We start from the raw sequence: 18,598 nt of genomic DNA on the forward strand, positions 1-18,598 counted from the left end.
CTCAGTGTCCTCGTTCGCTGGTCAGGGAGGCCGTGGGCGTGACGGCGCGTTTTACCGCCACCTCATCAATTTCTTTCAGTCCGCTCTGCGGCGCCGTTGCCCGGCGGCGTCCGGTGCGGTAACGGACGTCAATATGGTTCACCGCATGGGTTAAAGGCACGGTAATCATCAGGTAGAACAGCCCCGCCAGCATCAGCGGTGACAGATTGCCGCTCAGCACCGCGGCATCCTGGCCAACCCGGAACAGTTCGCGCTGGCTGGACATCAGCCCCAGCAGATAAACCAGCGAAGAGTCTTTAATAATCGCGATGAACTGATTCACGATGGCAGGCAAGACGCGGCGGATGCCCTGAGGAATGATCACCAGCCGCATCGCCCGACCATAGCTCATGCCCAGCGCCCGACAGGCTTCCATCTGGCCTTGCTCAATGCTCTGGATCCCTGAGCGAAAGATTTCGCCCATATAGGCGCTGGCAATCAGACTCAGGGCAAAAATGCCCAGCGGATAAGGTGAGGGGCCAAACAGCTGATAGCTGAAGCGCGCCAGCCCCTGACCAATCAGCAAAATGGTCAGGATAGAGGGCAGGCCGCGAAACAGATCGGTATACAGCCGGGCCGGTACACGCAGCCAGCGCGAAGGCGAAATCCCCATCAGCGCCAGAATCAGGCCGAAAAAGGTGCCCAGCAGCGTGGCGGCCAACGAGATGATCAACGTGTTGACCAGGCCCGTTGCCAGCAGCTGCGGCAGGACGTCCTTCATTGCAGAAAAATCAAAGAAGGTACGGGAAAGAATAGTGATCAGATCCATAGCCGATTCTCTGTTGCGGGTGACGGACAACGCCCGTCACCGAATGTATTCACGCGCACACCGGTTGCGCGGGGACTAATTGTGCTGAGGCAGATACTGTTCAGGCATAGGCGAGCCCGGAAACCACTTCTCATAAAGCTGTTTCCACGTCCCATCCTGCATCGCCGCTTTGATGGCTTTGTCCAGCGCCGCTTTAAAGGCCGGTTTGTTTTTCGCTATCGCCACGCCCGCCGGGGCGTCGAAAGAGGGGATGTTGGCTGCCGTCACCAGTTTGAAGCGGGTGGCATAATCTTTGGCGGCTTCGTAATCGAGGAACATGGCATCAATAGTGCCGTTGTTCAGCGCGGAAACGGCCGCGTTGTTATCGGGAAAGCGCACCAGATCGGTCTGTTTGAAGTTGGCCAGCGCATAGCTTTCCTGCAGCGTGCCCTGAATGACGCCCAGTCGCTTGTGCGCCAGCGTTGCCACGTTTTTCACGCCGGAATCGCTGCGAGTGAGCACCGTCAGGTAACCCGCCAGATAGCCCGTGGAGAAATCAACGGTTTTTTCACGGGCCGGTGTGATTCCGATCGCGGCCACGCCTGCATCATATTGTCCGTTGGCGACGGCGGGCAGGATGGCGGAAAAATCCTGTCCGACAAAATCCACCTTATCAATGCCCATGCGATGGGCGACATTTTTGAAAAATTCGACGTCAAAGCCGGTGAAATTTCCGTCTTTGTCCGTAAAGGTATAGGGTTTCGCGTCACCCAGGCTGGCGACACGCAGATGGCCCGGTTCAATCAGCCCATAGGGATTGTTGTCGCTGGCTGCCCGTGCACTGACGCTGGTTGAGAGCATTACCGCGAGGCCGAAGACAACGGCGGTTATTTTGGTTAAACGTTTATGCGATGTCATAAAGCTCTTCCATTTTGCAGGTGAAACGTCGAAGGTCACTGAGCCAGTACTGTCTGATTGAGACCGGTCTCAATGCGGGTCAAAATGAAACCGGTAGTTGTTGTGAGACCGGTCTCAAGTGGATACAATGATATTAAGCACACGCTTTCAGCAGCGTCAATTACGATGTTATCAACTTGTGATTCAAAATAATTATGACCAGCAAAAAACAGCAAGTACGCGGACCCACAGTAGCCGATGTGGCACGTCAGGCGGGCGTGTCAAAAGCCCAGGCGGCCAGAGCATTGGGCGGCTATGGCGCCGTAAGTGAAGAGGTACAAATCCGCGTAACCCAGGCGGCAGAAGCCCTGGGTTACCGGCCCAATGAGCTGGCGCGCAGCATGAATACCGGGCGTTCGAACACGATTGGCGTGATCGTGGGCGATATTGAAAACCCGCATTTCGGCCTTGCGCTGCGTGGCATGGCGGATGTGGCGCGCCAGGCGGGGTTTCATTTGCTGCTCAGCAACAGCGATGAAACCGTGGAAGAGGAACGGGAAGCCGTGCGCGTCATGCTGGACAAGCGCGTTGATGGCATCATCGTGGCCCCCTGCAGCTCGCTGGCGTGTGATAACGACCATCTTAAACAGGTGCTGACGGAAGGCCGGGCGCTGATGACCTTTGACCGTTCCGTCGAAGGGCTGGACGTGGAAACCATTCAGGCTGACTTTCTTAACGTGGCGAGGGATGCGACGCAGCTGTTGCTTAACGCCGGTCATCACCGTATCGCATACCTTTCCAGTATGCGCATTGCCGCGCCTTACACTCACGCGATGAGCTTAGGACCCACGCCGGTGGCGCAGCGGGTGAAAGGGATGATCGACGCCCACCACGATGCCGGTATGGCACTCGACCCGAATCTGGTGCGCCTGAATGCCCTTAACGAAGCGTGCATCGAACAGATTCTGACGGAGCTTCTCTCGCTTCCCGAACCGCCCAGTGCGCTGATTGCGTCCGACAATTTGATTGCAATGGGAATTCTACGTGGACTGGCCAGACGTGGGTTGCGTGTGCCCGAGGATATTTCGTTTGTTATGTACGATGATTTTCCCTGGACCGAACTGATGACGCCCGCGCTTACGGTCGTGGCCCAGCCGGTTTATGAGATGGGCCGCGAAGCCGCACGCCGGTTAATCTGCCATATCCGGCAGCAGCCCGCCGGCGCGTTACCGGCATTCGACAGCTGGATGGTGGTGCGGGGATCGGTCGGGCCAGTGCGGGCAGGAGGAAAGCCGGTTCCAGCCGCCTGGGCGCTGAGCAAATAGGGGATTGTTCTTACAGCGGTCTTACTGCCGTGTCCCGTCATTATCCTCAGACGAGCAGGCCCGAGCGGTCAGTCAGGCTGCCGAGGTTGCCTGCATGACGCAGTTTGCGCAGCAGCATGCCTTTTGCAGCGGAGTCGTTTGCGCGTCCCGTTGAAGGTCATACAAAAAGTTTATTTTTCATTAGTGAGTTAATTTCGCCCGGTAATAATCAACGGAAACTATCACAACAATACATAATGCCAGGGTCTTAACAGCCGATAACCAGATTAGTCAACTCAGATTACGGTCGTGGTTATGCGCTTTAATGTATTAAAAAATGTGTTTTCCTTTCTTAACGATCTTCGCAGCGGGCGTAGATCGGCGCCGTTCAGGGCGCTGAACAGCGCGATGCCGGTTATTGAATTCAGCCCTGACGGAACGATTCAGAAAGCCAGCCCGCTTTTCCTGACCGCAATGGGCTACGAGGCGCACGAAATAATTGGGCAACATCACAGCATGTTCTGCCCGTCTTCCCTGACGGATTCACCTGAATACCGCCATTTCTGGCAGCGCCTTGCCGCCGGTGACGTTCGCAGTGGTAAACATCTGCGGCTGGCTAAAGGAAACCGTCCTGTCTGGCTGGAAGCCAGTTATATCCCGGTCAGGAACCGCCGCGGCAGGGTGTGCAAAATCATTAAGATAGCGGCGGACATCTCAGAACGCATAGAGGCAGGGCTGGAACAGGAATCTGTGATCAACGCCATCAACCGGTCAATGGCTGTGATTGAGTTCAGTCCTGACGGTCGTGTCCTGGATGCTAATGACAATTTCCTGAAAACGACCGGTTACAAACGTGAGCAGGTTGTGGGTCAACACCATCGGATGTTCTGTTCAGAACAGCTTTCTGCAAGCGACGAATACCGGCAGTTCTGGAAAAGGCTTAATCAGGGCGAATTTTTTTCGGGGCAGTTTCCCAGACTCAATCATCACGGGAAGCCACTCTGGCTGCGCGCGACGTATAATCCTGTTTTTAACAGCAATGGCGAATTATATAAAATCGTCAAGTTTGCCACGGATGTGACCGAACAGGTTTTGAATAACCAAAAAGAGCACGATGCCGCCGTACAGGCCTGGGAAATGGCTGTACAGACGCTGGGAAATGCGCAGAATGGGGCGAATGTAATTGAGAGTAGTATTGAAGTTGTGGACCGGATCGCGCAGGACATGAACGCGATCTCCGCTGACATCGCGCGCCTCAACAGCCAGTCAGGAAGCATTGACGGCATGGTAGAGACCATCAGACGGTTTGCGACACAAACACGGCTTATTGCCCTTAACGCCGCGATTGAAGCTGCCAGAGCAGGGGCGTCCGGCAGGAGCTTTGCGGTTGTGGCCGCCGAAGTGCGCGCGCTGGCGGCAAGCGTCAGCGGGGCCACAGAAGAAATAGAACAGGTGGTATCAAATAATAATCAGCTGGCCCGGGAAGTGCTGAAAGGTATGGAACTCAACCAGAAAAATACGGAGCAGGGCGTCATACTGATGCGCGAGGCCGGCGAGGTCATCGCCATCATTAAGAAAAACTCGGAACGCGTGGAAGGGGCGGTCAGGGAGTTTACGCATACGGTTGAAACTGAGTAACGAATCCGCTTTAGCCGTTTTATCATTCAGCATTATCCTGCTTTCTGAGCACAGGGATGTCCTTCAGTGCAGCGCCTTGCTTTTTTAACTTTTGCCTTTCAGGGAAAGGATACGCCATGTTGATAAACATTCGTCACGGAGCGCAGTCTTCGCCACGCTCCGCAGACATTCTGCGATTGCCCGATCAGGAGCGTGATGAGGTACTCAACCACTTCGCCGCCCTGACCAGCACGTTGCTGGGCATACCGACCAGCTTTATATCCGTTCTTGATGAGCAGCATCAGACGTTTCGCGCAAAGTACAACACGACGCTGTGTCAGACTGATCGCAAGGATGCATTCTGCCGCTTCGTCGTGGAGAGCGCGATTCCGGTCATTGTGCCAGATACCTTACTGGACGCACGTTTCGCCACGAATCCGCTTGTCACGGGGGAGCCTTACCTCCGCTTCTACGCGGGCGTGCCGTTGATCAACGCACAAGGAAAGGTTATGGGGACGCTATGCGTCACAGACAGTCAGCCACACGCCTTTCCGGCTGAAAAGGTCAGGTTGCTCAGCCGACTTGCCGCGATGGTGACGGTCTTTCTGAAGGCCTGGCAGGTCGCGGGATTAACGGATGCGGTAACAGGCTTGCCTAACCGTCAGCAACTCATCCGCCATCTGGATCAACTGTCTGATGCGGGGCATTCCGACGTCCTCAGGCTCACCGTTATCGACTGCATTGATATGCCCCGAGCCTATGAACTGGCCCGGGCACTGGGCATGCCGCCAGTGGAAGCGCTCCTGCGGGACAGCGGGCGTCTGTTGCAAAACAAGCTGGCGCTGGGGCCTGAAAAAATTTTTTACACGGTAGCCACTGGGCGCTTTGCCTTCCTGTCCCGCTCAGATGAGCCGTTTTCGGCCGATGCTGTTCTTGAAGCAATGCGCGACGTGCGGCCTCTCGCGCCCGAAGGTCTTGCTATGGACCTGACATTGTACGCGGGCGATGTCTGCTTTACGCCAGCGGCGCTACCGGCCCAGGAAGCCCTGCGGCGCGCGGTCAGCGCACTTCACGAAGCCATCAGCATCAATGGTGGCGCTCGTTCGTTTAGTGAGGTGAGTGACAGCAGGCGCAATGGCGATTTCATGTTGATGAACGATCTGTCGGCAGCCCTTAAAACCGGTACAGGCGGGCTGTATCTGGTTTATCAGCCCCGGCTTTCCTTATCTGATGTACAACCGACGGGGTTTGAGGCGCTGATACGCTGGTGTCATCCCGAGCGGGGCGAGCTTTCGCCCGCCGAATTTCTGCCCGCAGCGCAGTTAACCAGTCTGATGAGCGATATCACTGACTGGGTGATCACGGAGGTGATCCATCAGCTGCGCGTCTGGTTATCCGAGGGCATCAGTCTGCCGGTATCCGTTAACGTCAGTGTCAGCGACCTTGCACGAAGTGGCTTTATTGACCACCTTGACGCGAAGATGGCGCAGGCCCAACTGCCACCCGCTCTGCTGGAGTTCGAATGTCTTGAAACGGAGCTGGCCACGGAAAATCCTGCCGCCCTGGCAATGATGGCGCAGTTAAGACAACGAGGATATCGTCTTTCGCTGGACGATTTTGGTGCCGGTTACAGTAATATTGGTTATCTGCGCAGGATGCCGGTGGACGTTATCAAGCTTGACAGGGCGCTGATAGCCGATTTGACCTCGAATGAAGCAAGCCGCATTATCGCATCGAGCGTGATAGGTATGCTGAAATCTCTGAACTATGTTGTTGTGGCTGAAGGCGTTGAAATACCAGAGGCTCTGGATATGCTCGCTTCATGGGGATGCGATCAGGCACAGGGTTTTTACATTTCTCATCCCTTGCTTCCGCAGGCACTAAAAAGCTGGCTCTCCACCTTTAAATACGTTCAGCTGGGCCACGCAACGTAAATAACGTCCGGTTGCTGGCCCGTTGGGTAAAGGATGACGGGCGGTAAGGTGTGGCCTGGCGCTTAACCAAGCCGGCTTATTCCACAGAGGGGGATAATCCTTTAAGTTTAGTCATTCCTTCATGATTAATTTCGTCATCCGCGCCATCGACAGCCCTCGAAATGGTGAGCAGGCTCTGAAATTCACTGAGCAGGAGCGCGGCGTCAGACTTCAGCAGATCATCGCATTCAGCAGAGTCGATGACGGTGTTAATGGCTTTGTTAGCACTTTCAATCATTTCAGTCACACCGCCTTCTTTACTCACCGCCAGCACAAGTGCGCTGATGAGCAGAGACTGCGCCTCAACACGGGCTGTTAACTGCTTCATCCCTGCGTCGATATGCGATATTTTAGCCAGCATGCTAAGTACAACGTTTTTCATTATCGTCCCTCTTAAACTTTCAAAAGAAATCGGTCAGCAAGTTGCTCTCAAATTAAAACCGGTCTGTCCGGTTGGCCATAATCAGTGCCATTGTGCTTCAGTGAATAAGATGGGGTACTCTGCCGCCAGCCCCAGCCTGTCATCCCGTCTGAGATAATGACAAAACATCAGGCGTCAGGGTTCCGCTGTTCCGGCAATGCCTGGATAATTTTTTCCTGAACCTGTCTTATCCCGTCGCGCAGGCTGGCCAGGGTTTCAAACGGGATGCCCATTTCACAAATCATCGCTGCAGGTACGCCTGTGGCCCGCCTTTCAAGTTCACGGCCTGCTTCAGTCAGGCGAATAATCACTCTGCGTTCATCATGACCGGTATCGCGCAGGCGACTGATAAAGCCTGCCTGCTCAAGTCGCTTGAGGAGATGGCTGAGCGTGCCGGAGTCCAGTTGCACGCGCTGACCTACCTCAGAGACCGTGATGCCATCCTTTTCCCACAAGACCAGCAGCGCCAGATACTGTGGATAGGTCAGCCCCAGCGGTTTCAGGTGAGGCTGATAAAGCTTTGTCATAGCCAGCGAGGCCGAGTAAAGCGCAAAGCAGAGAAACTCCTCCAGACACTGAGGTTGGGTGTCTTTACTCGCGCTGGCGTCATTAATCTCTTTCATGCCGGGGCTCCAGATAAGGGGGAAGCCGGCAAGCGTTCGGTGAATCGTGCGATGCGACAGACGTCAGGAAGCCGGAAACACAAGATATCACGGACACATCATGGATGCTTTAAACCGCGGCCAAACTGAACGTGACGGCAATCATATCGACGTCAATTAAGTTGTGTTCAATTTATTTTGTAAAGTCTGTGCAGTTGACGCGTCTGCGGCCGATAGAACCTGACAGTGACATAACATTCGGGAAAATATAATGAAGGTTTCGACGCGTCTTGCTACAGGCTTTGGTTTACTTGTTCTGCTTTTAATTATCTGTACGGGCACTGCGTTACATGCGCTGACCGATGCACAGCGCGGCATGAATGACGCGATAAACAACAAAATGAAACGGTTTGCGATCGTTCTGGATATGCGTGGTGATATCCGTGATATGGCCATCGCCGCACGCAATCTGGCGTTGCTGACGGATGAGAAGGAATCCAGGCCCGAATGGGACCGTATGACGACACAGCGGGAAAAATATATCCACGAGCGGGAGCAACTGGTTGAAAGCATGACACACAGCGTCAGTGCACAGGGTAAAACCGTGCTGGATGAAATACTGGCAGCTGAAGATGACGCTATGCAAACCCTGATGACGGCGGCCAAAATGGGGCTGGAAAACCGTCAGCAGGACGCGACTGTCTACCTGATGAAGACTGCGCGACCGGCTCAGCAAAAGCTTCTGAAACTGCTCAACCAACTGACAGAGATTCAGAAGGCGCAGACCGTTCTTACGGTTGGCGAGACCAGCGAGACCGTTTCCCGTACAAGAGCAATGCTGATCGTGCTGACCCTGCTGTCAGTGCTGACTGCCGTAGCGGGCTGCATGATTGTCAGCCGCAGCCTGATGCGCCAGCTGGGTGGCGAACCAGCTCAGGCTCAGGCGCTCGCCGCCGCCATCGCCGCCGGAGACCTGACGGGACCGGTCGTGCTGCGCCGCAACGACACAACCAGCCTGCTGGCCTCACTGGATGGGATGCAGGCGAACCTGCGTGGTCTGGTGTCAAAAATTAAGGATTCGTCCGCCTCCGTTGCGCTGGCCGCCGATGAGATATCACAAGGCAATACGGAACTGTCATCCCGCACCGAGCAACAGGCCGCGGCGCTGCAGGAAACCGCGGCCAGCATGGAGCAGCTTTCCGCCACTGTGAAAAGTAACGCGGCGGGTGCCCGGCAGACAGCCGAGTCCGCCCGTGAGACCGCGCAGCTGGCCCGCAGCGGCGAAACGGATGTGAAGCGTATGTCAGACACGATGCACGACATCTCCGTCAGCGCCACCAAAGTGCGTGACATCACCTCCGTCATTGAGAGCATCGCGTTCCAGACCAACATCCTTGCCCTGAACGCCGCTGTCGAAGCGGCGCGGGCAGGCGAGGACGGACGCGGGTTCGCCGTGGTGGCGGGTGAAGTCAGAACGCTCGCACAGCGCAGCGCCACGGCCGCAAAAGACATTAAAACGCTGATCGAGCAGGCCGTTACGCAGGTGGAGAGCGGCGTCACGGTGGCCTCCTCAACCGGTCAAAGCATCCTGAAAATCGTCGGCATGGTCGGCGAACTGGCTGAATCCATGGACGAGCTTTCCCTGGCATCATCTGAACAGATGCAGGGCATCTCGCAGGTAAGTATCGCCGTCAGCCAGATGGACGGTGTGACGCAAAACAACGCGGCGCTGGTGGAGGAATCCTCCTCCGCCTCACAGTCGCTTTCTGAGCAGGCGCATGCCCTGCGCACGATGGTAGAAACCTTTAAGGTATGACACCCGGTAAATCAGACGCCGCGTAACGGCTCAGATGTATCCCTCTGAATGACGGCGTGGGAGGTCAGGGAGAATCAGCGGAGGTGGGGAATAACCCATTCACTTCCGCTTTCGCCAGCAAACTGCGTCATATGGGCCGGGCGTTAAGCCCGGCCCATCCCAGTGCTGTGTTAACGAGCGGCGCCGGGCAGAGGGGCTGCCTGCGGTCAGGATGTGCGACTGCGAGGGTGAACAATATTTTATGCTGTATGACAGGCCATAACGTGATTGGGCAGCTTCCCGTCAATCACGACTTCAACGTTTCTTATTATCTGCTTCATCTGAACCCCGCCTCAGAGCCTGTTCAGGCGCGACAGATCGCCTTCTCCATGGGGACGTTTTGCTTGCCGCTGGGTTCGGTTGCGGTGATGAATACGTTGCCGGCGGGAAGGGGCCGGACGGCCATCGAAAACGGAAATCATCCTGTTAACGGGGCAGTTTTTTGCGTCCTGCAGGAAGCGGTCCAGCAGGCGCGGCCGGGCCGCTTCGGTCAGGATGCTATACTGTAAGAACGTTTGCTTTACGAAGGCTTCATGGGGTCCAGAGAAGATACCGAAGAAAAAGCGCTTGAACTGGCGGGTAAAGTTATCTCGCAGTTGCTTAGCGAAAAAGCCAGTGTAAAGAAAGAAGAGATTATCTGCGCGCTACACCGCCTGGGGCAGGAAACCGGAGACTGGCGGGTGCGGGCAGGCTGTGAGAAGGCCGTGCTGATGATGAAACGCAGAGTTCACTGACCTCTGCGACACGCTCTGCCACGTGTATCAGCCGATGCTGTCAGGAAGTTAGTGGCCGTTTCCCGCCCATAACTGGAGATGTCTTTCTCCGAAAAAATTGCTGTCTTCACTGGCTGCGCCGCTTAAAAGTCTGCGGGTCTGGCGCAAAGCGTGATCGATAAGCTGACGCCGGGCATCATCAGTTTCCGTTTCGAGCATCCTGTTCAGCTGCACGCGCAGCGCCTCAGAACTTATGTCTGCATCATCTTCAAGCAGCGTCAGCAGGGCTTCGCCGATAACAATGTTTACCTTTTCTTCTTCACTCCTGAACATATCAACCTTCTTGTTGCTGGCAGTAAAAGTCCGTTGCGGCGGACAAGCGGTATTGCGCTAAAGCATCATTTTTGTATGTTTTTCGAGTGTAGTCCCGGCCACCCGAAACTGTAAAATCAGAACATGCCTTGTCCGCCCGGGAGCCAGCATCGTTAATAAGCATACGCTGCGTCAGGTCCCGCAGGCTGACTCCTGCAAGCGCTGTCTCGTAAAGAAGAAGACAAGCAGCAAACCTGTTCGGGATGGTGGTAAGAATCTTCTTAAAAGACCGGGTGTGGAAACTGTACACGACCCAATCATGGTGTACAAATTTTATTTTGTTAACGCTGTTTTAAATAGATAAAAAAACTGTAGAAAGCGAAGCGGTGAATCTAAAACCCTTTATTCTTCCGACGTAAATCTATGTTTATTCATGTTTTTATTCAAAATTACAGCCATGCTTATATCCTCATCAACATTTTACACAATCAAAAGGTAACAGATATGAGCAACAGACGTGGTGGCGCGGGAAATTTCGCGGAAAATCCCCAGCGCGCGGCGGAAGCCGGAAGGAAAGGCGGAGCCGCCAGTAGCGGTAATTTTAAAAATAACCCGGAAAGAGCGGTTGAGGCCGGACGAAAAGGGGGTAAGGCAAGCCGCCGGGGCAGCGCACAGGAAACCGCTTCCCGGCCTGGTTAAGGGGCCGCCTTTGCGACTTGCGGGCTTGCGGCTTTCCCCGCCTGTTTTAAAGAGGACCTTAGCAGTACTGGATTAACAAGACGAAAGGGCTGTAAATCAGTGGCCCGGTAAGCCTGCCGGGCCGTCTCGTTAACAAGTTTTATACGCTGTTGGCCCTGTTCTTCAGGGCGGGCTCATGATTTTCAGTGAGGATACGCGAAAAGCGCCTGAACGGCTCATCACCCCTGATAATGTTGATTCTTCTCTGTTTTATCGGGATAAAAAAAACCGCCCGTAGGCGGTTAAGTCATCTTCCATGCAACAAGATCTTTCCTTAGAGGGATAGCCTCAATCAGCCTGGTCCTACAGGCACTTCCCTGCAAGCGTAAACGGCAAAAAACTTCCGCATTGATATTCCATCCCGCCCCCGGTCATCACGCTTTTGTTATCCGTCAGCGTCCGAATGGTCCGGCTTTACGTCATGGTCAGAACTCTGCGCCTGACGGAGGCTGGCGCGAACGGCCGCTTTTTGCGCGTAGCGGAACCGTTACGCGCTCGGCCTGGCTGTGTTTCTCTCCCTCGCCGTACATTAAGAGCGAATTAAGATGCGTGTAATAACGCTTTAAAATAATTGATGTATGTCACAGTTAAAGAAAGTAACTACAGTGACGATAACTTTAAAACGGGATAAACGCGCTTTTACCAGAAGGATTTAACATGACCGTTAGCCACATAACCAGGCTGTCATGGGTTACCCAGACTAACCTCACGCTTTCACCGTCTTCACTGCGCAGGGCGATTGCGCGCCTGTCTTCTGTGCTGGCGCAGGCCATGCTGCCACGACTGCGTTAATCAATGCGGAGGGACAGCCTGCGATGCCGTCTGATGCCGTTCCTCACGTGCTTACGTCATGAGGAGGCCACAAACACGTATTTCTCTGTGCGGCCAGTCCCGTTAAACAGGGTGTTAAAACGGCACCTGATTATAAATTGTGCGCAGCTTGTTCCCGAACAGCTTAATCATCCTGATCGCTGTTTGCTGAAAGAGAGGGGTAAAACGCGCGCACGGGATTAGGCTCGTCAGGTCTGAATCCTGGTTCTGAATAATTTTAATTTTCATATTTTAACCGAGGAAAGGTAATGAACAACATACGCATCGGCATTCGACTGGGTGCCGCTTTTGGCTTTATTCTGCTTCTTCTTATCGGTATTGCGCTGGCCGGTTTAATTCGTATCGACTCCCTGGGCGACACCGTGGATAAACTGGCTGGCGATCGTTTTGATAAAGCGACCGCTGCCAGTAACCTGCGCTTTTACGTTACGGATATGAGTCGTATGGTCCGCAGTATCGCACTGGTCGATGACCCGGCTCAAAAAGAAAGACTGAAACAAAACTATGAGCAGTCCCGCGCCCGGCTTGAAACGGCTTTTAATAAAGTCGATCAGATACTTCATGCGCCCAGAAGCCGTGAGCTCATCGCCGTGATGAAACGGGCCGGTACGCAGTATCTTGCCTACTCTGAACAGGCGGTAAAACTGGGCATGGAAGGTAAGCGGGATGAGGTAACGCGGCTGCTCACCGGACCCGCTTATGAGGCGCAGGACGAATACACAAAGGCTATCACAGACCTTGCGACCTTTCAGGGCCAGCAGATGAAGACCGCCGGTGCCAAAGCAGCGGCAGAGCAGCGCAGCGCTCAGGTTGTTCTTGTCTCCCTCAGCGTGGCGGCTATTGTGCTGGCAGCAACCCTGGCCTGGTTTATTACCCGCAGCATTGTCAGGCCCGTAAACATCGCGCTGCAGGCCGCAGAGCGCATTGCTGACGGCGACCTGACTGCAGAAGTGCCGGTCAAAGGACGTGACGAAACCGGAAAACTCCTTATAGCGATTCGTGGGATGCAGCATTCACTGGTACAAACCGTCAGCGCTGTCCGGGCGAACGCGGAGAGTGTTGCCGCCGCGAGCCTGCAGATAGCTCAGGGAAACACCGATCTGTCACAGCGCACTGAAGAACAGGCCAGCGCGCTGGAACAGACCGCCGCCACAATGGGTGAACTGGGCGTCACGGTCAGGAATAACGCAGACAATGCCAGCCAGGCCGCGATGCTGGCGGTAACGGTGCGTGACGTTGCCCGCCAGGGTAATGACATCACCACAGATATCACCGGTACCATGAAGGGAATTGGTGAGAGCTCAGGACGCATTGCGGATATCACGTCAGTGATTGACAGCATTGCTTTCCAGACCAATATTCTGGCGCTTAATGCCGCTGTCGAAGCCGCGCGGGCAGGCGAGCAGGGGCGTGGCTTTGCCGTGGTGGCTGGTGAGGTCCGTTCGCTGGCGCAACGCAGTGCAACAGCGGCAGGGGAGATTCGTCAGCTCATCGAAGCCAACGCACAGCGCGTCAGCGAAGGGACTTCACTGGTGGCGCGTTCTGCTGACACCATGTCTGCCGTGGTTTCGTCGGTCGGTCAACTGACTGACAGGGTGGAGGAAATCACCGCCGCCACCGCAGAACAGGCTCGCGGAATTGAACAGGTCAGCATTGCCGTGACGGAAATTGATGATGTGACGCAGCAGAATGCTTCCCTGGTGGAAGAGTCCGCTTCAGCGGCAGCAAGTCTGCGCGAACAGGCCGATATATTGCTGCAGTCCGTCTCTGTTTTTACGCTGTCAGAGCCGTTATCGCCCGTCGCTCAAACCGCACTGGTTGAAGCGCCGGTCACGGTTTCCGCCTCAACGACAACGCCTCACTCCAGCCGACCAGCCGGGAAAGATGCGGAAGAAAACTGGACAACATTCTGAAACCGCCCCCCGGATTTGAGGGGGCTGATTTGAGCCAGAAGCGGATAACGTTGCGACCGTCTTGCATGCATTATTTTGTGACAGGTAGAAATACCTGTCGCTCTTTTTTCTCTGACTAAATTTTTACAAAATTGTGTCACTGTTTTAGGCCACCGGCGCCGATACTCATCTGTAAAGCAGGATCATCTCCGAACAGGTCGGTGAACTTTTCAAGGACAGCCGCATGAAATCCGTAACCAATGACCAACTGGGGGCCGCCGTGGCCAGAACGTCTCTTTGCGCAATATACCTGCTGTCTTCAACCGGAGAAGTCATGAGCTGGAATCTGGGGTGCCGCGAGATTAAGGGCTGGGACAGCCGTGATATCAGAGGGCAACATATTTCGGTTTTTTATGATGAAGATGAACAGGCCAGGAACATACCTGAGGCAAACCTGAGAGAGGCCCGCGAGCATGGCAAGTTTACAGGCGAAGGCTGGCGCCTGCGGAAAAACGGCAGCGCATTTCGTGCATCCGTAGAAATTGAATTCCTTAATCCCTCCGATCAGGAACATGCGGCATTTATTAAAATCGTGCGCGACGTCACGCATGATTATCAGGAAAGGGCGGCATTACGCATCGCTCAACAGGTTATCCTGAAAAGAGAAACGGAGTTGTCAGACACCAATAAGGTGCTTGACGCGGTTTTCTGTCACACGCCCTGTGCGCTTATCCTGTGTGACGCAAAATCCGGCGACATTATACGCGCCAACCCGACTGCCAGAAATTTGCCCTGTTTGCAGGAACTGGTGCTGAGCGGTAATACGCAAACCTCGCTTCACGCGGATCTGCCAGACGATCTGGCGGGTGTGTTCAGGCAAGCCTTTACGCTTCTTCCCGATGAAGGTTTCAGCGAAACGGTCTCGTCAACGGCGACAGAGCCGGCCTTTTCACTCCGCATCACGGCTGAAAGGCTTAATTCGGGCGGGGGAGAAGACTATCTCCTGTATACCATCCTGGACGTCACCGCGGAGTTTCAGGCTGCGGCAAGGGCGAATCACCTCGCCCTTCATGACCCACTGACAGGGCTCCTCAACCGGCGGGGCCTGATGCCCGAACTGGAGACGCTTCTTAGCGGTGACAGCCCCTTTGCCGTCATGGTGTCCGACATCGATCGTTTCAAAAGTATCAATGACGTGCTGGGACATCCTACCGGAGATGCACTGCTTATTGAGGTTTCCGCCCGGCTGCAATCCGTCCTGCGCCCTGAAGATATACTGGCCCGTACAGGCGGCGACGAGTTTGTTGCCGTCCTGCCAGGCATCAGCTCAGCCTCTGAAGCCAGCGAAACGGCATCACGCCTTACGGCCGTATTGCAGGAGCCGTTCATGCTGAAGGGCCGGAAAGTCACGTCGGGTTGCAGCTTCGGCGTCTGCCTCTTTCCCGGCTATGCGCGGGATGCTGAAAGTATGTTATCGGCGGCGGATATTGCCCTGTATGCGGCCAAGTCAGCCGGACGTAACGGCTGGGTCATCTTTACCGATGAGCTTGCCCGCTCTGCAGCAGAGCGCTTCAGCCTGGAAAACGACCTGCGTGGGGCACTGGAAAACGGTGAGCTACAGCTTTTTTATCAGCCTGTTGTCTGCAGCGTCAGTGAAGAGATTGTGGCTTATGAAGCCCTGCTGCGCTGGCATCATCCTGTGAGAGGAAGTGTGCCGCCAGATATTTTCATTCCTCTTGCTGAAAAAACCGGACTTATCCATGATATCGGTGCCTTCGCGCTTGCGCGCGCCTGTACGGATATGGCGGGCTGGTCAGGACAGGAGCGGATAGCCGTAAACATTTCCCCCCGACAGTTCAGGGACCCGCAACTGTCTGACAGAGTGAAAAACGTTCTCATCCATAGCGGGCTACATCCCAACAGGCTCGAACTGGAAATTACCGAATCGGCCTTGTTCGACAACCCGGATTTCAGTTACGAAGTGATACGGAAGTTTCGGGAGACAGGCATTAATGTCGTTCTGGATGATTTTGGCACGGGGTTTTCTTCACTGAGCCACCTCAGTTCCGGGCTTTTCAGCAGAATAAAGATAGACAGGTCATTCATCAGCGATCTGCACCAGGATGCCGGGGTGGCAGCCATCGTCAGTGCTGTTCTTTCACTGTGCCGTCAACTGAACGTGGAAGTCACTGCAGAGGGCGTGGAAACGTTGGCACAGGCGGCCTGGCTCAGGACATATGAATGTCCTCTAATGCAAGGGTATCTTTTTGGCAGGCCGGGACCGTACTGGATCCAGACGTAAACGCATTACCGTCCTGAAAAGCTGAATAAGATGTTGCCCGGGCGGCATGACAAAGGTTCACCGGACAACCTGTTTAGTTAATTGCTGGCACAGAGCCTTACATTGACGCGTCCTGGGCGGACTTCAGGTGCTGCTCAACAACCGGAGTATGGGCGTCTGCCAGCGCCTTCACATCGGGATCTTTTATCTTTTTCGCGTCACTTTCCAGCGTCGACAACACCATCTTGTGGTCTTTGACGCCGGCATTTTCCATATACATCTTGTCAAAAGCCTTGCCGCTCTGTTTTTCCAGTTTAGTGGCCATGGCTTTATGTTTAGCATCAGGCGCGGTCGGCAGCGTAACCCCTTTTTGCTGAGCGACGGTCTGCACTTTGGTCAAGGCACTGGTGTGATCATCGATCATCTTCTGCGCGAAGGCTTTGGTTTCGCTGCTTTCAGCCTTACTCAGCGCGATTTTAGCGGCAGCGATTTCATTGATATTTGCCTGCGCCATGTCTTTGATTGCTTTTTCGTCACCGGAACTAAGCTTTGTCCCTGTTTGTCCAGCTGTGGTGCTCTGCGCCGCGCTCGTTGGCGTCTGCGCCTGCACGCTCACGCTGCTGAACATCGCGACGGCAGCTGAAACGGCCAGCAGGCCAGTTAACATCTTACTCTTTTTCATTTCGTTCTCCTGAAGCTTACAGGGAGGCTGACGACAGGGAATTTTCTGTATGCAGCCATGTAGGGAGATAACAAGTGCACTGGTCAGTATAGTGGAGTTTCGGATTTATCCAGCAATTTTTTTTATGTTTTAGACGGTTGCAGAGAAGCGGAGCTGATATCTTTTTTCTTTTTGTTGTGTATTTAAGCCAAGCGAGACGTTGGATTAAGCCCCCTTTGTACAGCATGGTGACATCCTGGCGGCCTGGAAGGTGAAGTGGTTAATATAAATTTAATTAAAGTTTTTTGGCTGAGAAACGCCCCGGTGATGTTTTCTCGCCGGCTGCATTTTTGCCATAAAGCGTTAAACGCGGCAGCGCGGTAAGCGGGACGTGATGCTGATTGTGTGCTGCCCGTTCTTAACGGGAAACGATAAAACTCCCAGGAGTCAGCCTGTTTTCCTTACGCGTTGACGTCGTAAAGGAAAGAGGCGATAAAGTCAGCACCTTTCCACAGTAAAGACACAGGCTGCTGTCCTCCAGACTCAGGATGCATGTAAAGCCGGCTGGCAGCTTATCAACGTCAAAAACACGTTTCCGCACAGGGAGAATAGATTCAAATTCCGCCTCTGGTTGTGACCGTAAACCCGGTGTGAGCGAGGCCCATTAAGCCAGCGGCAGGCACACAAATGAAAATCCACCCTGTGCGCGATGCAGGCGCGGGGCGACAGTTTTTTCAGCACAATAAGATCTGACAGAATAGTGTCATTTCCTGACGGGCTGGGGGGTAAGACAATGTGTTATCTGATCCAGCAGTAATTTTTTCTACGAAATTAACCCTTTGTATAAAGGAGAAAATAATTTACAGGTATGTTCTGGTTTACTGGTGGGAGACATTTTGGGGAATATGAGAGCAGTTTGACAGAAGCAGGTAACTCAATCTTAAAAGAGCAAAAAAAACACATATTGGTTATTTACTCACCACTACTCAATAGGTACACTATTTGTAAGGATTTACAATACCCTAAGGAAAGGAGTATGGCCTTACATGGAAAATTAATATTGAACGGGGCAGATTATGCACCTTTCAATCTGTATGGTGTGGGTGTTTTTATGGCTTTCTCGGGTAAAGGAGTCTACCGGAATAAAGGAGCATGTGGCGCTATTCCGAATGATGGACCATTGCCACCGGGAAAATACTGGATAGTAGAGCGAGGAGCAGGTGGGCCAGGCTCATGGGTTAAAGCTAAGGCACAAGATCTATACAACAAATTTTACTATGGTGCTGAGTTTGGTCGTGATGAGTGGTTTGCCCTTTACAAGGATGACTGGGGCATTGATGACGGAACCTGGATTAATGGTGTTCATCGTGGATTGTTTAGGCTTCATCCAGGTCAAATTTCTGAGGGTTGTATAACAATTGCACATAATTCAGACTATTCACTCATCAGAAATGCACTTATAAGAACCGCGCCAATACACGTTCCCTGTATGAGGTCACTTATGGCTCGTGGCTGGGTAGAGGTAATAGCTGGTGGCTATAACAACACGTGCCCGTAGAATTGCGAAAGTTATATTTTATATTCTTTTGTCTCTGGTTATCGCTCGCATCTTAGGTGCGCCTGAAAACTGGATTAGTGACAAGTTCTATTCATGGCTTGGTCATCTTATTTATGGACCAGGAGAAATAGGTGCAGACAATTACTATGACCTTTA

General features: G+C 53.8%; 17 protein-coding genes. 12 read left to right on the forward strand and 5 right to left on the reverse strand.

All coding sequences use genetic code 11. The features are described from left to right. Window position 1 precedes the first annotated feature (1 nt). Window positions 2–808 carry an amino acid ABC transporter permease gene (locus tag G5574_RS01595; protein ID WP_033741390.1) on the reverse strand — a complete coding sequence of 269 codons (807 nt, stop codon included), beginning with the start codon at window positions 806–808 and terminating at the stop codon, window positions 2–4. Between the two features lie 75 nt (window positions 809–883). Continuing rightward, window positions 884–1,705, reverse strand: coding sequence for an ABC transporter substrate-binding protein (locus G5574_RS01600; protein WP_039340405.1), 822 nt, complete (start codon window positions 1,703–1,705; stop codon window positions 884–886). Window positions 1,706–1,899: 194 nt separating this feature from the next. Here G5574_RS01600 and G5574_RS01605 point away from each other — a divergent pair, with 194 nt between their 5' ends. From G5574_RS01605 to G5574_RS01615, 3 genes are all read left to right on the forward strand, one after another. Next, a complete protein-coding gene (locus tag G5574_RS01605) occupies window positions 1,900–3,009 on the forward strand; it encodes a LacI family DNA-binding transcriptional regulator (RefSeq protein ID WP_164481912.1) in 1,110 nt (369 codons plus the stop codon). A 387-nt stretch (window positions 3,010–3,396) separates the two neighbouring features. After that, window positions 3,397–4,626, forward strand: coding sequence for a methyl-accepting chemotaxis protein (locus G5574_RS01610; protein ID WP_133745222.1), 1,230 nt, complete (start codon window positions 3,397–3,399; stop codon window positions 4,624–4,626). 116 nt (window positions 4,627–4,742) lie between these two features. Continuing rightward, the gene (locus tag G5574_RS01615) at window positions 4,743–6,539 is read left to right on the forward strand and encodes a sensor domain-containing diguanylate cyclase (protein ID WP_164481913.1); all 1,797 of its coding nucleotides are present in this window, start codon (window positions 4,743–4,745) and stop codon (window positions 6,537–6,539) included. A gap of 76 nt (window positions 6,540–6,615) precedes the next feature. Here the strand turns inward: G5574_RS01615 and iraP are convergent, their stop codons facing one another. Together iraP and G5574_RS01625 are read right to left on the reverse strand one after the other, a co-directional pair. Further along, a complete protein-coding gene (gene iraP / locus G5574_RS01620; protein WP_033741400.1) occupies window positions 6,616–6,960 on the reverse strand; it encodes an anti-adapter protein IraP in 345 nt (114 codons plus the stop codon). A 167-nt stretch (window positions 6,961–7,127) separates the two neighbouring features. Further along, window positions 7,128–7,622, reverse strand: a complete 495-nt coding sequence (locus G5574_RS01625) for a MarR family winged helix-turn-helix transcriptional regulator (protein WP_033741402.1) — start codon at window positions 7,620–7,622, stop codon at window positions 7,128–7,130. A gap of 250 nt (window positions 7,623–7,872) precedes the next feature. Here G5574_RS01625 and G5574_RS01630 point away from each other — a divergent pair, with 250 nt between their 5' ends. The 8 genes from G5574_RS01630 (at window position 7,873) to G5574_RS01660 (ending at window position 16,244) form a co-directional block, all read left to right on the forward strand. Next, entirely contained in the window at window positions 7,873–9,417 is a 1,545-nt protein-coding gene (locus G5574_RS01630; RefSeq protein ID WP_033741404.1) for a methyl-accepting chemotaxis protein, read from the forward strand. A gap of 227 nt (window positions 9,418–9,644) precedes the next feature. Continuing rightward, window positions 9,645–9,965 carry a hypothetical protein gene (locus G5574_RS01635; protein ID WP_164481914.1) on the forward strand — a complete coding sequence of 107 codons (321 nt, stop codon included), beginning with the start codon at window positions 9,645–9,647 and terminating at the stop codon, window positions 9,963–9,965. Window positions 9,966–9,989: 24 nt separating this feature from the next. Next, on the forward strand, window positions 9,990–10,190 hold the full coding sequence (locus G5574_RS01640) for a hypothetical protein (RefSeq protein ID WP_033741409.1): 201 nt from the start codon (window positions 9,990–9,992) through the stop codon (window positions 10,188–10,190). Window positions 10,191–10,340: 150 nt separating this feature from the next. Further along, window positions 10,341–10,616, forward strand: coding sequence for a hypothetical protein (locus tag G5574_RS01645; RefSeq protein ID WP_133745223.1), 276 nt, complete (start codon window positions 10,341–10,343; stop codon window positions 10,614–10,616). A 369-nt stretch (window positions 10,617–10,985) separates the two neighbouring features. Next, the gene (locus G5574_RS01650) at window positions 10,986–11,180 is read left to right on the forward strand and encodes a con-10 family general stress protein (RefSeq protein WP_033741481.1); all 195 of its coding nucleotides are present in this window, start codon (window positions 10,986–10,988) and stop codon (window positions 11,178–11,180) included. Window positions 11,181–11,876: 696 nt separating this feature from the next. Next, window positions 11,877–12,011 (forward strand): hypothetical protein, encoded by a 135-nt coding sequence (locus tag G5574_RS23850; protein ID WP_280530483.1) that lies wholly within the window; start codon window positions 11,877–11,879, stop codon window positions 12,009–12,011. Window positions 12,012–12,298: 287 nt separating this feature from the next. Beyond that, window positions 12,299–13,963 carry a methyl-accepting chemotaxis protein gene (locus G5574_RS01655; protein WP_033741411.1) on the forward strand — a complete coding sequence of 555 codons (1,665 nt, stop codon included), beginning with the start codon at window positions 12,299–12,301 and terminating at the stop codon, window positions 13,961–13,963. Window positions 13,964–14,186: 223 nt separating this feature from the next. Further along, on the forward strand, window positions 14,187–16,244 hold the full coding sequence (locus tag G5574_RS01660) for a putative bifunctional diguanylate cyclase/phosphodiesterase (RefSeq protein ID WP_164481915.1): 2,058 nt from the start codon (window positions 14,187–14,189) through the stop codon (window positions 16,242–16,244). Window positions 16,245–16,341: 97 nt separating this feature from the next. On the opposite strand, the gene G5574_RS01665 is transcribed toward G5574_RS01660, so the two are convergent. Continuing rightward, window positions 16,342–16,905: a DUF4142 domain-containing protein gene (locus G5574_RS01665; RefSeq protein WP_033741414.1), complete on the reverse strand. Its 564-nt coding sequence runs from the start codon at window positions 16,903–16,905 to the stop codon at window positions 16,342–16,344. Window positions 16,906–17,920: 1,015 nt separating this feature from the next. On the opposite strand from G5574_RS01665, the gene G5574_RS01670 reads away from it, so the two are divergent. Continuing rightward, entirely contained in the window at window positions 17,921–18,442 is a 522-nt protein-coding gene (locus G5574_RS01670) for a DUF2778 domain-containing protein (RefSeq protein ID WP_162285695.1), read from the forward strand. The last annotated feature ends 156 nt before the right edge of the window (window positions 18,443–18,598 follow it).

Source organism: Pantoea stewartii (assembly GCF_011044475.1).
GTDB classification, from domain to species: Bacteria; Pseudomonadota; Gammaproteobacteria; order Enterobacterales; family Enterobacteriaceae; genus Pantoea; species Pantoea stewartii.

Excerpts from the sequence above, each read along its gene's own strand:
- G5574_RS01610 (WP_133745222.1), top strand. The coding sequence starts at position 3,397 with ATGCCGGTTATTGAATTCAGCCCTGACGGAACGATTCAGAAAGCCAGC.
- G5574_RS01595 (WP_033741390.1), bottom strand. The coding sequence starts at position 808 with ATGGATCTGATCACTATTCTTTCCCGTACCTTCTTTGATTTTTCTGCA.
- G5574_RS01625 (WP_033741402.1), bottom strand. The coding sequence starts at position 7,622 with ATGAAAGAGATTAATGACGCCAGCGCGAGTAAAGACACCCAACCTCAG.
- iraP (WP_033741400.1), bottom strand. The coding sequence starts at position 6,960 with ATGAAAAACGTTGTACTTAGCATGCTGGCTAAAATATCGCATATCGAC.
- G5574_RS01615 (WP_164481913.1), top strand. The coding sequence starts at position 4,743 with ATGTTGATAAACATTCGTCACGGAGCGCAGTCTTCGCCACGCTCCGCA.
- G5574_RS01665 (WP_033741414.1), bottom strand. The coding sequence starts at position 16,905 with ATGAAAAAGAGTAAGATGTTAACTGGCCTGCTGGCCGTTTCAGCTGCC.
- G5574_RS01605 (WP_164481912.1), top strand. The coding sequence starts at position 1,900 with ATGACCAGCAAAAAACAGCAAGTACGCGGACCCACAGTAGCCGATGTG.
- G5574_RS01670 (WP_162285695.1), top strand. The coding sequence starts at position 17,921 with ATGGCCTTACATGGAAAATTAATATTGAACGGGGCAGATTATGCACCT.
- G5574_RS01640 (WP_033741409.1), top strand. The coding sequence starts at position 9,990 with ATGGGGTCCAGAGAAGATACCGAAGAAAAAGCGCTTGAACTGGCGGGT.
- G5574_RS01600 (WP_039340405.1), bottom strand. The coding sequence starts at position 1,705 with ATGACATCGCATAAACGTTTAACCAAAATAACCGCCGTTGTCTTCGGC.
- G5574_RS01655 (WP_033741411.1), top strand. The coding sequence starts at position 12,299 with ATGAACAACATACGCATCGGCATTCGACTGGGTGCCGCTTTTGGCTTT.
- G5574_RS01630 (WP_033741404.1), top strand. The coding sequence starts at position 7,873 with ATGAAGGTTTCGACGCGTCTTGCTACAGGCTTTGGTTTACTTGTTCTG.
- G5574_RS01650 (WP_033741481.1), top strand. The coding sequence starts at position 10,986 with ATGAGCAACAGACGTGGTGGCGCGGGAAATTTCGCGGAAAATCCCCAG.
- G5574_RS23850 (WP_280530483.1), top strand. The coding sequence starts at position 11,877 with ATGACCGTTAGCCACATAACCAGGCTGTCATGGGTTACCCAGACTAAC.
- G5574_RS01660 (WP_164481915.1), top strand. The coding sequence starts at position 14,187 with ATGAAATCCGTAACCAATGACCAACTGGGGGCCGCCGTGGCCAGAACG.